This is a genomic window from Parashewanella sp. 2304DJ23-3 (assembly GCF_056591695.1).
Genome location: NZ_JBWQOH010000004.1, coordinates 120,475 through 134,070, shown reverse-complemented (window position 1 = coordinate 134,070; position 13,596 = coordinate 120,475). Strand labels below are relative to the sequence as shown.

Sequence of the window (13,596 nt, the reverse complement as noted above, 5' to 3'; positions counted from 1 at the left end):
TTCCCTAAAACTTAATTATTTTCCCTTAAATGGCCATTTATATAAATTATTAAATTTATGGCAACAAAAACTTAACATATATGGTGCGGAAATAAACAATTATTTAGTAGTAAGGTGTTTTTATTTTAAAAAAAAGCTAAAGCTAATTACTTAGGCTGAAAGTTGTAATGGTTTTTTTTGAATAAAAAAATTAAATTTGAATGCTAAGCCTTGGCTTGTGAAATGTACTTTGGTTAATGAGAAATAAAAAAGCCTCACATGGTCGTGAGGCTTTTTTGTAGAGCTTACTGACTACTTCTACTTACGACGACGTATAAATGCGACTGGAGCAAGAATAAGTGCTAACCAACCTAAAGAACCACTAGATTTTTTCTTCTTAGGTTCTGGCGTTGGCTCTGGAGCTGGTGTAACAGTGACTGTTACGGTTGAAGATTCAGTTACTTCTTCACGGCCATCACTTGCTGTTAAGCTAAAGGTAAATTCACCTGAGCCTGCTGGAGCAGTAAACGATACACTAAGCTGATCTTCACTCTCTGTGAAATCGACAGTTTCACCACCAGTTTGTGCCCAAGTTAAAGTTAACTTATCTTCTTCCGCATCTTCTACAGTTGCAGCAACAGTCACTTCAGAGTTTTCTTGAACTGAAATACTCTCCAAAGATATCACTGGTGCTGTATTGTTTACAGCTACAGTGATAGTCGTTTCATTGTCAGAAACTTCACCGTTCACATCAATAGCTTTAACTTTTAACATTACATCGGCAGTTGCTTGATCAATAGCTTGAGTAGCAATTAACTGTCCCTGAGCATTAACAGTAATAAGTTCTGAACTGTTCTCTGTAATACTGAAGCCACTTACTGGAACATTTTGAATGTCGCCACTATAAACTTCTAACTGACCCAAAACAGAACCTGCATCAGTGCCTTTATCAACTGAGAAACTTGCTTCTTTAATCATGATGTTGGTGTAGACCGTGTCATAATTTACTTCAACGTCAAGGTTACCAGTGTCGGTTAAGACTAAAACACCTTGAGTATTAGGATCGCGAACAACTTCTAGAAGTGCACTTTCACCAGGTTGAAGTACTGTAATTTCTTCACCCACGTCTGATGTTGATGCAGAGCTTATGTTTGCACCGTCAGTTCCACTTACACTCACCATTCTTACTTGGCTCGTTGAAGGTGCAATCACTAAGTCTGCTTCAGCAAAATCTGCAGTATCAGATATTGTTGGGTGATAAGTGCTATTTTCAACTCGATATCTGACCTTAATACTTGTCTCTTCATCGAACATATCTTTCGTAATACCTACGTTTTCTGAACAAGTTAATGTCGTTACGAAGTTATTACCAGCATTATGGATTGCAGGTGCAGTCCAACCTGGACCACCGCCATAAGGGTAGTGGAAAGACAGAAGTCCAGATAAATCTGAGCCATCAGGTGTGAACCATTCTTCTTGACCTGTTTGCGAAACGAAGTCCCATTCTCCATCACTATCTATATCAAAATCAGCGTAGTAGCTTGCTGGACGTGTGTATAGGATAGGATCGCGAACTTGAATTGTGTTGCTCATTGCAAATCCACTTTCACAGAAACTATTAGCTATAAATTCTGTTGAACCTGCAGTTAAATCATGACGACGATCATTTTCTATAGGGTCTGTTGCTAACAGTGATGCAGAGAAAGGTGCATCAATAGCAGTACCGCCATTGTTGGTAATAAAGAATAAATTACCAGTTTGCGAACTTACAAAACTTACTTCTGCATTATCAGTTGGTTTTGGTAGCATGTGATAAACCACATGAATGGCTTTGGTATTGCCATTTAGGAACTCGATAGAACCATCAAATTCGATACGAGTTAACTCCGCTGATGCTGCATTAATAGCATCGCCCTCTGAAAGACCGTTTTGACCACTTGTTAAATCACCAATCATCGCTGAATGAAGGTTCCAAGATGGTAGTTTGCTTGGGTCAATATGGGCAGTAACTTCAACTTCAATTGATTCGCCAGCCGGAATAGTGACACTATCAGGTAAAGTAAATGTCAATGCACCTGTATCAGCATCATCAGCGAAGCGAGGACGTGGATTTAGAGTATATGTTTGGTCACTGTCTGAATAGTTTTTAACCATTATAGTTTTAGTTACAGACGTTTCTTCTTTAACGCTCACTAATCCATAAGCTAAAGCCGCTTGCTTAGTGTCTTTATCCCAAGCTGCGACAGGTGTATTTACTGCCTTTTTAACATCAACTAAACCAGCACCGACATAACTGATAGGAGCAAGCTCTGCTTGTCTATTTAGCCCGACTGGCTCAGCATAAACAGCTAGGTTTGCAGTGTTCATTGCGATCGCTTTTATCTCAAATGCATCGCGTTCTTCATGCGCTTCACGAATGATACTCAATGCACCTGCAGTAATAGGGGCTGAGAACGAAGTGCCGTCGATAGGTGTTAGACCGTCGCCTAGTCCAGGATGTGCCGTTAAAATGGCTGTACCAGGTGCTGTAATTTCAGGCTTCAGAGTCCCTGCAATAGATGGACCACGTGATGTAAATGTTGCGATAGCACCTGAGTCATCAAAAGACTTAGAAACAAACGAGAAGCTTTGACCTGCTCCACCTTCGATTTGAGCTTTTAAAATGTTACCTAAGTCTTGATTAACACCCACTGAAGGTATAGTGATGCCTTCGGCAAAACCACCTGGACCGAAAAATTCACCCTCACTATTATTCGCGATAATTACGAATGATGCACCACGTGCCTGAGCATTAAGTACTTTATCTGTAAATGCACAGCCGCCTCGATCAATGATTACTGCCTTACCTGAAAAATCCACATCTTCAGCAAACTCAAGACAACCATCTTGATTGGCTTCAGGATAAACCAGCGGCGCAGTTTCATTATTAAATGAGAAATCAAGTTCAGGATTGAAGCTTGAGGCATAAGCTGTTACTTCTTCACCACCTACCATTGAGGTGACAACAGCATTTCTACCTTCAGGGTGAGTCATTGCGCCAACAGAAAGAGCATTATTTGATGTACTTGGTCCACCAACAATAAATGGAGTAGGGCCATCATTACCCGCTGAGATAACTAGGTTAACACCTAATTCAACCATTTGATCAATTAGAACTTGAACTGCTCCACCATCAACATCACCAAAATTTCCACCAAGTGACATATTTACTGTGTCTACTCGGTCAGAAATATCACCATCGCCGTTTGGATCCATTGCAGCTTCTAGAGCTTTGAATTGAGCTAAACCTGGGCAACCGCCACCACAAACACTGTAAACGTATAGTTCAACATCAGGAGCGATACCTAAAACTGAGTGACTTACATGGGTACCGTGATTTGTACCAGCATCAATTGGGTTTGGGTCATCGTTAATGAAATCATAACCACCAATTACTTTGCCTTGAGGCCAATTCACTGGTTGATCTGCTGCCGCTACAGCTGCTTCATAATCTTCTACGTTACCTGAACCGCCGATTGCTGCATGCGTATAATCAACACCTGTATCTAATACCGCGACTCGTTGACCTTTACCAGAAGCAATACCGTTAGTTACTAATTCTTTTGCATTAATATATTCAGCAGAAGCATCTACGTTTAATTCATAATCATAAAGTGGCAGGACTGCTTTTACTTCAGATAGCTTGGAAATTTGATCAAGCGCTGAGCTATTAGCATCAACGATGATTGAGTTAGCCAAGATTTTAGTTTGATCTAAAACCTTTACTTCTGAATTCAATGTTTGAAGTTTTGAAATTAATACACGTTGTGAACTATCTACATCTGAAAGAGCGCTTACCGCACTTACCTTAGAGCCTTTTTTGAATTCCGAAATTGAAGGTGTGTTAAGTTGTACCATCCAGGCAGAAACTGTTTTTTTCTCTGGTTTGAATGTCGCCTGTGTACCTTTAATGTTATTTAGTGACTGGCCTGTAGTATTAAACTTTATGTCTGTTTGTGCTATTGCTGTTGAAGCAATTAATGCTGTTGATATTGCGAGTGCTAATTTTGTTTTCACAACTATTTTCCTTGTCAACTGGAACGACGATAGTGATAGGAAACATCAAATATACGTCTTTTGTTATAGTTTTGTTATTTTAGAAATAAAGTATGTTTCAAAAATATTTCGTAGACGCATTTCTATCACAAAAAGTTAACACTTGTAATAACGTTTTTTCATACAAGAACGCAATTGATTATAAAAAAAGCATAAATAACTAAGTTAAATAATAATAATTAAGTATTAATTATTAATTATTAGTTATTTAGTTTTAGATGAAGGGTTTTGACGTTGAGCAATGAGCGAATACATTTATTGTTAAGAAATGTAACTGCGCAATATTTATTTTAATCCGCAAAAGGAATCTGTGTCGAAAAAGTAAGCTCTTCTTGACTGTAAGGTTGTTTAATTGACAGAGATTGTGCGTGAAGGTTTAAACGTGATCTTAACCTTTTTCCTACAGTATCAGCATAAAAACCATCACCCAAAATTGGATGACCAATAGCCATCATATGCACGCGCAGTTGGTGAGAACGACCAGTGATGGGGGTTAATTTAACCAATGTAGAATGAGGGTCATAGCTAATGACATCAAAATAGGTGAGCGATGGTTTTCCTATTTGATGATCCACTTTTTGCTTAGGGCGATTTGGCCAATCGCAAATAAGAGGTAAGTTTACTTCTCCGCTTTGCTGCTTTACATGACCCACAACGCGAGCATAGTAGATTTTTTGGGTTTCTCTGTCTCTGAATTGGCGCTTTAACTCACTTTCTGCTTTTTTTCTCAAAGCGACAACCATAATGCCAGATGTCGCCATATCAAGACGATGCACAATTTGAGCATTAGGGTGCAACATTTTAACTCGTGACCAAATACTGTCGGCATGTTTAGGGTCTCGGCCTGGAACAGACAGTAGACCTGATGGCTTGTTTACTACAATAATATCTTTGTCCTGATAGAGAATATCAAGCCAAGGTACAGTTGGAGGGTTATAAACAAAGTCAGGTACAGACATATAAAGGTAGTTTTAAGCTCAAAAACAGAAGTGCGCAAAGATACTGACTCTTGGCTACCAGTGCAAGTGAAGATTAAGTTTCTTAGATGTTGAGAGATAATTTGCTATACAGAACTCTTTATTGAAGATTCCTCTTATGTTTCCGTTAAAAATGTATGTAGTTTCAAAAGCATTTAAATTGTTATCAACAGTTTAAATGCTTAACAGATGCTGACAATTCACAATTCTGCCACAGAATTAACCCATATTTTTCGTGGCGATACACAGCTAATTGGGGTAAAATGCGCGCGACCAACGTGATTGCGATCGCAAATCTGCGATATTTCTGCGTCAGCTCAACACTCGAATGTATTTGATTTTTGAGGGTTTTGTGACGTGGACGCATTTTATTTCCTTCAACGTAGTGCTTGTGGATATGATTACAATTAAGAAAGGATTGGATCTACCTATTGCTGGTGGACCAGAACAAGTTATCCATAATGGCCCAGCCATTAAACAGGTAGCTACACTAGGTGAAGAGTATATTGGCCTGCGTCCGACGATGAAAGTTCGTGTCGGCGACAAGGTGCAAAAAGGTCAGGTGATTTTTGAAGACAAAAAGAATCCTGGCGTTGTATATACGGCTTTAGCTAGTGGTACAGTTACCGCTATTAACAGGGGCGCAAAGCGTGTCCTGCAATCTGTCGTTATTGATGTGGAAGGCAATGAGCAAGTGTCTTTTGCAAAGTATGAGGCAGAGCAGATCGACAGCTTAGAAGCCGATAAAGTTCGTGAGAATCTGATTCAATCAGGTCTGTGGACTTCATTGCGTACTCGTCCGTTCAGTAAAGTGCCAGCCGTCGATTCAGATGCAGCAGGGATTTTCGTGACGGCAATTGATACGCAGCCATTGGCGGCTGACCCAGTTGTTATTATTAACGAACATAAAGATGATTTTGCTAACGGTTTAAAAGTGTTAGCGAAGTTGACTCAAGGGAAAGTGTTCTTGTGTAAAGCACAAGGTGCTGACATCCCTTCAGCCAATGCTCAAGTAGAAGAGTTTGGTGGTGTTCACCCAGCAGGCTTAGTAGGGACTCATATCCATCACTTGCTTCCTGCTTCAGCTAATCGCACAGTTTGGCATATTGGCTACCAAGATGTGATTACTATTGGTCAGCTATTTATTACTGGCGAATTAAACGTTGAGCGAGTTGTTGCTGTCGGTGGCCCTAGAGCCCTTAAGCCAAGATTACTTCGTACTGTAGCAGGTGCAAGTACGGCTGAGTTGATGGCAAAAGAAACTCAAGAAGGAAGTGTTCGCGTTATCTCAGGTTCTGTGTTGAACGGTCGTACCGCGACAGGTCCACACGCATTCTTAGGTCGCTATCACGCTCAAGTAAGTGTTTTAGAAGAAGGTACTGAAAAAGAGTTTCTTGGTTGGGCAATGCCTGGTGCTAAGAAGTACTCTGCAACTCGTGCGTTTTTGTCTCACTTATCGCCATCACGTTTATTCAATCTAACGACCTCTACAGGTGGTTCAGATCGTTCAATGGTACCAATCGGTGCTTATGAGCGTGTTATGCCGTTAGATATTCTTCCTACTATGCTACTACGTGACTTATTATCAGGTGATGTAGATGGCGCACAAGCATTAGGTGCGTTAGAGCTGGATGAAGAAGATTTAGCGTTATGTACTTTCGTATGTCCAGGCAAGTATGATCATGGATCATATCTTCGCGACTGTTTAGATACGATCGAGAGGGAAGGCTAATGGGCTTAAAGAGTTTTTTCGAACGTATCGAACCGAACTTTGAAAAAGGCGGTAAATACGAAAAGTGGTATGCGCTATTTGAAGCGGTATACACAGTATTTTATACACCAGGTCATGTGAATAAAGGTCGTACTCACGTTCGTGATAATATCGACTTGAAACGCATCATGATCACTGTATGGGCATGTGCTTTCCCTGCGATGTTTATGGGGATGTATAACGTTGGCCTGCAAGCACAAGATGCGTTAATTGCTGGTTTTGGTACGCCTGATGTTTGGCAGGTTGACCTATTCGGTATGTTTGGTGCTCAACTTACCAAAGACGCTCACTGGGCAACCTTGATGTGGTACGGTGCTTGTTTCTTCCTTCCGGTTTATGCAACAGCATTTATCGTGGGTGGTTTCTGGGAAGTTCTGTTCGCATCTGTTCGTGGTCACGAGATTAACGAAGGTTTCTTCGTAACATCGATTCTTTTTGCACTAACACTGCCACCAACCATTCCTTTATATATGGTTGCATTGGGTATTACCTTCGGTGTTGTGGTTGCAAAAGAAGTATTCGGTGGTACAGGTCGTAACTTCCTTAACCCTGCACTTGCGGGTCGTGCGTTCCTATTCTTCGCTTACCCATTAAATATGTCTGGTGATACGTCTTGGGTTGTAGCTGATGGTTTCTCTGGAGCTACTGCATTAAGCCAAGCGGCAGCGGGTCACTTTAGTTATGCGTTTGACCAAAGATGGTGGGATGCGTTCTTAGGTTTCATTCCTGGTTCAATGGGTGAAGTATCGACGTTAGCTATCCTTATCGGTGGTTTAGTAATCATCTACGCTAAGATTGCTTCATGGCGAATTGTTGGTGGCTTGATGGTCGGTATGATTGCTGTATCAACATTACTCAATCTTATTGGTAGCAGCACAAACCCAATGTTTGCGATGCCGTGGTATTGGCACTTAGTATTGGGTGGTTTTGCATTCGGTATGATGTTCATGGCTACGGATCCGGTTTCAGCTTCATTCACCAATAAAGGTAAGTGGTGCTACGGTATATTAATCGGTGCGATGGTGGTATTCATCCGTGTGATCAACCCAGCATTCCCTGAGGGCATGATGTTAGCGATTTTATTCTCTAACCTGTTTGCTCCATTGTTCGACCACTTTGTGGTTCAGTCGAATATCAAACGGAGGATCGCTCGTGGCTAACGCAGCAAATAAAGATTCATTTGGAAGAACGCTATTCACCGTTGTTGGCCTGTGTTTGGTTTGTTCGATCTTAGTGTCTGCAGCGGCAGTAATGCTTAAACCAGTACAAGATGACAACAAGGCTTACGATAAGCAAAAGTATATTTTAGCTGCAGCAGGTTTATATGATGCAGGTAATAGCAGCTTAACTAAGAAAGAAGTAAAAAAACTTTACGGTGCTCGAGTTGAAGCTCGCTTGGTGAAGCTTGAGACAGGTGACTTTGTAAAAGGTGATGCTGATAAGTTCGATATGGACAAAGCGGCACGTGATCTAAGCAATTCATTTAAGCCTGAGCACGATATCGCTTCTGTTAAGCGTGTAGCAAATGATGCCGTGGTATACTTAGTTCGTAGTGAACAAGGTAAACTAGAAACGGTCATTCTACCGGTTAAAGGTTATGGTCTTTGGTCTACCATGTATGCTTTCTTAGCTCTGAAACCAGACATGAACACAGTTGAAAGCTTGGTTTACTACAAATTCTCAGGCTCTGGTGAAACACCAGGTCTAGGTGGTGAAGTTCAAAACCCGAAGTGGATTGCTAAGTGGACAGGTAAAAAGTTATATGATGACAAAGGTAACTTTGTTATGAAAGTAACTAAAAACCCTGTTGAAGCTCAAACAGTTCATGGTGTTGATGCGCTTTCTGGCGCAACGCTAACCAGTAATGGTGTTCAGCATTCGCTAACATTCTGGCTTGGTAAAGAAGGTTTTGCTCAGTTTATCGATAAAGCCCGTAAAGGAGGGTTAAAGTAATGGCTGATGCTAAAGAACTTAAATCGGTCTTAACTGGCCCGATTATCAGCAATAACCCAATTGCGCTCCAAGTATTGGGTGTATGTAGTGCTCTAGCTGTAACCAGTAAAATGGAAACAGCATTGGTAATGACCTTAGCACTGACTGCGGTAACGGCGTTTTCTAACCTGTTTATCTCAATCATTCGTAATCAAATTCCGAGCAGTGTACGTATTATCGTACAAATGACTATCATTGCGTCGTTGGTTATCGTGGTTGACCAAGTACTGCAAGCGTTTGCTTATGATGTAGCAAAGCAGCTGTCGGTATTCGTTGGTTTGATCATTACTAACTGTATTGTAATGGGGCGTGCTGAAGCGTATGCGATGAAGACACCTCCAATGATGAGCTTCATGGATGGTATCGGTAACGGTTTAGGTTATGGTGCGATTCTTCTAGGCGTAGGTTTTGTTCGTGAGTTATTTGGTAACGGCAGCTTGTTCGGTATCGAAATCATGAAGAAGATCTCTGAAGGTGGTTGGTATCAACCAAATGGTCTACTGCTTCTTCCACCAAGTGCGTTTTTCTTAATCGGTATTCTGATTTGGATCATCCGTACTTATAAGCCTGACCAAGTTGAAGCGAAAGGGTAAGCGTAATGGAACATTTAATCAGTTTGTTTATTCGCTCTGTTTTCATTGAAAACATGGCACTATCCTTCTTCCTTGGTATGTGTACTTTCCTAGCGGTTTCTAAGAAAGTAACAACGGCGATGGGCTTAGGTGTTGCAGTTATCGTGGTATTGGCGATTTCAGTACCTGCGAACCAAATTATTTATCAAGGTTTATTAGCTCCAGGTGCACTAGCGTGGGCTGGTTTCCCTGATGCAGATTTGAGCTTCCTGAAATTCATCACTTTCATTGGTGTAATTGCAGCGTTGGTTCAAATTTTGGAAATGGCTTTGGATAAGTATTTCCCACCTTTGTATAACGCACTGGGTATTTTCCTACCACTGATTACAGTGAACTGTGCGATTTTTGGCGCCGTATCATTCATGGTAGAGCGTGATTATAACTTAGGTGAAAGTGTGGTATTTGGTATCGGTTCTGGTGTCGGTTGGGCACTGGCTATCGTGTTACTTGCGGGTATCCGTGAGAAGATGAAGTACGCTGATGTACCAGATGGCTTACGCGGTCTTGGTATTACCTTTATCACCGCTGGTCTTATGGCCTTAGGTTTTATGTCATTTTCAGGCGTGTCACTGTAACACGCCCATTGACAGAGTATTTTAGGGCAATTTAATTAGGACCCTCTAAGGATAAGTTGATGGATATTATTTTCTTAGGTGTAGGTATGTTCACTGTGATCGTACTGGTATTAGTTTTAGTGATTTTATTCGCTAAATCTAAACTGGTTGCGTCAGGTGATATTACCATCGGCATCAACGGTGATGCTGACAAAGCAATTAAGACCGCTGCTGGCGGAAAATTACTAGGTGCATTAGCCGAAAGCGGTATCTTTGTTTCAAGTGCATGTGGTGGCGGTGGCTCATGTGGTCAATGTCGTGTGAACATCAAATCAGGCGGTGGTGATATTCTGCCTACTGAATTAGATCACATTACTAAAGGTGAAGCTCGCCAAGGCTGTCGTTTATCATGTCAGGTAAATGTAAAAACTGACATGGAAATCGAACTTGACGAAGAAATTTTCGGCATCAAGAAGTGGGAATGTGACGTTATCTCTAACGATAACAAAGCCACATTCATTAAAGAGCTTAAGCTTGGTATTCCTGATGGTGAATCAGTACCTTTCCGTGCAGGTGGTTACATTCAAATTGAAGCGCCAGCTCACCATGTAAAATATGCTGATTTTGATGTACCAGCAGAATACCGTGGCGACTGGGAACACTTTGGCTTCTTTAAGTTAGAGTCTAAAGTAGACGAAGAAACCATTCGTGCATACTCAATGGCGAACTACCCAGAAGAAGAAGGCATCATTATGTTGAACGTGCGTATTGCTACGCCGCCTCCACGTAATCTAAGCCTACCATGTGGTAAAATGTCATCGTACATTTGGAGCCTAAAAGCGGGTGACAAAGTAACGATTTCAGGTCCATTTGGTGAATTCTTTGCTAAAGAAACCGATGCTGAGATGGTATTTGTTGGTGGTGGTGCTGGTATGGCGCCAATGCGTTCTCATATCTTCGACCAGCTTAAGCGTCTTAACTCAGATCGTAAGATGTCATTCTGGTACGGCGCACGTTCTAAGCGTGAAATGTTCTATGTTGAAGATTTCGATGGCTTAGCAGCGGATAACGACAACTTTGATTGGCACGTTGCGCTTTCAGATCCTCAACCAGAGGACAACTGGGACGGTTATACCGGTTTCATTCATAACGTACTTTATGAAAACTACTTAAAAGATCATGAAGCACCAGAAGATTGTGAGTTCTACATGTGTGGCCCTCCAATGATGAATGCAGCTGTAATTGGCCTACTTAAAGATTTAGGTGTAGAAGACGAAAACATCCTACTGGATGACTTCGGTGGCTAAACACCATTAGTCTGATTTAAAAGCCGTATGTTGAGTCAATATGCGGCTTTTTTGTACTTGTGACCTTAGGAAGAGTTTTTTTACTCTCTTAATGATTAGTTGCTTTGTTGTATGATTGACAAATTTATTAGATTAATTTTTATTCACTCTTGAAAGGGTTTTAAAATTCTGCTGTAAAATATTTGTGTTTTGTTTCTATGGAAGGCGATGTTTATCTTTATAAGGCGCAAACCATGTCTAAAAACTCTAAGAACCTCCAGTCAATAAGTAGAAGGAAACTTCTCTCAGCGACATCTAAATTAAGTATATTAGCTGCACTTTTATCACACTCTCTACAAGCAAAATCTCTTTTAAAGGTAACAGAAAGTGATAGTGCTCAAGATAAAATTGATGAGCTCATTAATTTAATCAACAGTAATGGCTTACTTTGGGTCGCTGAACATAAATTGCTGCTGTTTGAGCAAGTTCTATTTTCTCATCCTGATGCACTACTCAATGTACTGAAGGATAGTTCATTTACTGATGTCGACATAAGCACCTTTAATCAAGTATCGGCTTTTACTGATCGCAAGTTCAAGTGGCTTGAAAGAACTGACACTAAGAACGAACAATTTGAAAACTGGGGAAAAACAATTCGTAATACACCCAGCGAAACACATTACGTTACTCAAATAGAAACTCTTAAAGAACTTGTCAAAAAAGCCAAGGAAGACAACTTGAGAGTTAGAGTTTCACAGTTCAGGCATTCATTTTCAGATGTATTTTCTGAAGATAAACAAATGTTAGTTTGTATGCAAAGTAAACGACTTGCACTAGGCAAACCAAGTCTCCATCCGCCGATAAATCCTGAGAACGAGTTCCAAAAAATCAAACTTATAGGTGAGCCTTATCTAAAGAATAAACGTCATCATTTATGTAAGGTAGGAGCTGCGGTGCACAATAATCACATGCGGCTTTGGAGTTATAAACAATGGCAGGCTAAAAAAACGAATATCGAAGGTGATACATGGGCATTACCATATAACGTCGTGCTTGTTGAAAACGCCATAGGATCTGTTTGTAGTTCTGGTTGCCACGGTGCCGGAATAAATAGTCAATCGCTTTCTGATTTAGTTGTTGCTATTGAGTTTGTTAACGCAAATGGAGAACTACAAACTGTTTGTGATCCTGATGAGTTAAAGTTAGCTCAATATGATATTCCATCAGAATGGCTTCAAGATAAGATAACACTCAAGCGTATTGCTACTAATTTTGGCTTGATTGGTATTACAATTTCACTTGTCCTGCGTTTAGACGAATTGTCGTATGCTTTTTTACAGCCAAAACGGATTCCAATGCTTAGTGCAATTCCACCAAATAAACTGGATGATGTGCCTGATTTCTTTGCTTCACAGAGATCATCAATGGACAATTTAACTGAAGTCAAGAATGCTTTCAAAGAGATTTGTGAAAATCAATATTATGCGGAATTTTTCTATTTTCCTTACCAGCAAGATGCAATAGTAAATGTGTGGAATAACAACGGTAGTTTTGAAGATAGTATTCCGTCACCCATTCAGGCACATGATTTAGAACAGAATATCCTCACTTATTTTGTCTACCTGATCACTCCAGTTCTGAGTAAACTGCTTTCACAAGAAGAAGTTGCTAAATTATTTGCTGCGCTTACCAATAAAGCTTTTTACCAACCAGAGCAGCCTGCTTGTATCCCAATCACTGAAGCTATGCATTTCCAACGAGGTACCCATAATATTCCAGTGACCCTTATGGAGATGAATGTAGCAATACCTGAGCTGGATAATGGAGACTTAGATTGGTCAGTTGCTTGGAATGTTTGGTGGCGGGCAATGACGGAGATCTACTCTCAGGCTAAAGGCAAGCAAGCGTTACAGACCACTATGGAAGCTCGAATTACTGGAGGATCTGAAGCTGTACTTTCTCCTTTGTACGGAAATAAGGCTTGTTTTTCTATTGATATTTTGGGAAACCTGCAAGAGCCCAATCAACAATGGGTAGATTTTATGCAGGTTGTGTTGAATCAATGGCTTGATGTTAAAGACAGTCACCACAATCAGATTCTAATAAAGCCACATTGGAATAAGCAGTGGAGAGAACTCAAATTTAATGGGATGACTGGAGTCGATTATATGGCACACGTTTATGCTGAACAGGCTCTACTATTTTTGAAAGGATTAGAGCGTCTTGCTCAAGAAGGTAATTATAGTTCTGAAGATGCTCAACAGTTATTTAGCAATCCTACTTTCGATAAAATTATCTTCGGAAATTAAA

Annotated in this window: 9 protein-coding genes; 7 read left to right on the top strand and 2 right to left on the bottom strand. The window is 40.5% G+C overall.

Annotated elements, in window-relative coordinates; all coding sequences use genetic code 11:
* Positions 1-297: 297 nt before the first annotated feature.
* Together AC1EU2_RS10475 and rluA are read right to left on the bottom strand one after the other, a co-directional pair.
* Positions 298-4,035, bottom strand: coding sequence for a S8 family serine peptidase (locus tag AC1EU2_RS10475; RefSeq protein ID WP_480298229.1), 3,738 nt, complete (start codon positions 4,033-4,035; stop codon positions 298-300).
* Positions 4,036-4,364: 329 nt separating this feature from the next.
* The gene (rluA, locus tag AC1EU2_RS10470; RefSeq protein WP_480298228.1) at positions 4,365-5,033 is read right to left on the bottom strand and encodes a bifunctional tRNA pseudouridine(32) synthase/23S rRNA pseudouridine(746) synthase RluA; all 669 of its coding nucleotides are present in this window, start codon (positions 5,031-5,033) and stop codon (positions 4,365-4,367) included.
* A 415-nt stretch (positions 5,034-5,448) separates the two neighbouring features.
* On the opposite strand from rluA, the gene AC1EU2_RS10465 reads away from it, so the two are divergent.
* The 7 genes from AC1EU2_RS10465 (at position 5,449) to AC1EU2_RS10435 (ending at position 13,595) form a co-directional block, all read left to right on the top strand.
* Positions 5,449-6,783, top strand: a complete 1,335-nt coding sequence (locus tag AC1EU2_RS10465) for a Na(+)-translocating NADH-quinone reductase subunit A (protein ID WP_480298392.1) — start codon at positions 5,449-5,451, stop codon at positions 6,781-6,783.
* The gene (locus AC1EU2_RS10460; RefSeq protein ID WP_480298227.1) at positions 6,783-7,982 is read left to right on the top strand and encodes an NADH:ubiquinone reductase (Na(+)-transporting) subunit B; all 1,200 of its coding nucleotides are present in this window, start codon (positions 6,783-6,785) and stop codon (positions 7,980-7,982) included. Before AC1EU2_RS10465 ends, AC1EU2_RS10460 begins: the two co-directional genes overlap by 1 nt.
* Positions 7,975-8,775: a Na(+)-translocating NADH-quinone reductase subunit C gene (locus AC1EU2_RS10455; protein WP_480298226.1), complete on the top strand. Its 801-nt coding sequence runs from the start codon at positions 7,975-7,977 to the stop codon at positions 8,773-8,775. Before AC1EU2_RS10460 ends, AC1EU2_RS10455 begins: the two co-directional genes overlap by 8 nt.
* Positions 8,775-9,407: an NADH:ubiquinone reductase (Na(+)-transporting) subunit D gene (locus tag AC1EU2_RS10450; protein WP_129945422.1), complete on the top strand. Its 633-nt coding sequence runs from the start codon at positions 8,775-8,777 to the stop codon at positions 9,405-9,407. Before AC1EU2_RS10455 ends, AC1EU2_RS10450 begins: the two co-directional genes overlap by 1 nt.
* A gap of 5 nt (positions 9,408-9,412) precedes the next feature.
* The gene (nqrE, locus tag AC1EU2_RS10445; protein WP_129945421.1) at positions 9,413-10,021 is read left to right on the top strand and encodes an NADH:ubiquinone reductase (Na(+)-transporting) subunit E; all 609 of its coding nucleotides are present in this window, start codon (positions 9,413-9,415) and stop codon (positions 10,019-10,021) included.
* Between the two features lie 59 nt (positions 10,022-10,080).
* A complete protein-coding gene (nqrF, locus tag AC1EU2_RS10440) occupies positions 10,081-11,307 on the top strand; it encodes an NADH:ubiquinone reductase (Na(+)-transporting) subunit F (RefSeq protein ID WP_129945420.1) in 1,227 nt (408 codons plus the stop codon).
* Between the two features lie 233 nt (positions 11,308-11,540).
* On the top strand, positions 11,541-13,595 hold the full coding sequence (locus AC1EU2_RS10435) for a D-arabinono-1,4-lactone oxidase (protein ID WP_480298225.1): 2,055 nt from the start codon (positions 11,541-11,543) through the stop codon (positions 13,593-13,595).
* Position 13,596 lies beyond the last annotated feature (1 nt).

What these genes read in the sequence shown, in the direction of transcription:
- rluA (WP_480298228.1), bottom strand. Translation starts at nt 5,033, where the DNA reads ATGTCTGTACCTGACTTTGTTTATAACCCTCCAACTGTACCTTGGCTT.
- AC1EU2_RS10465 (WP_480298392.1), top strand. Translation starts at nt 5,449, where the DNA reads ATGATTACAATTAAGAAAGGATTGGATCTACCTATTGCTGGTGGACCA.
- AC1EU2_RS10460 (WP_480298227.1), top strand. Translation starts at nt 6,783, where the DNA reads ATGGGCTTAAAGAGTTTTTTCGAACGTATCGAACCGAACTTTGAAAAA.
- AC1EU2_RS10450 (WP_129945422.1), top strand. Translation starts at nt 8,775, where the DNA reads ATGGCTGATGCTAAAGAACTTAAATCGGTCTTAACTGGCCCGATTATC.
- nqrE (WP_129945421.1), top strand. Translation starts at nt 9,413, where the DNA reads ATGGAACATTTAATCAGTTTGTTTATTCGCTCTGTTTTCATTGAAAAC.
- nqrF (WP_129945420.1), top strand. Translation starts at nt 10,081, where the DNA reads ATGGATATTATTTTCTTAGGTGTAGGTATGTTCACTGTGATCGTACTG.
- AC1EU2_RS10435 (WP_480298225.1), top strand. Translation starts at nt 11,541, where the DNA reads ATGTCTAAAAACTCTAAGAACCTCCAGTCAATAAGTAGAAGGAAACTT.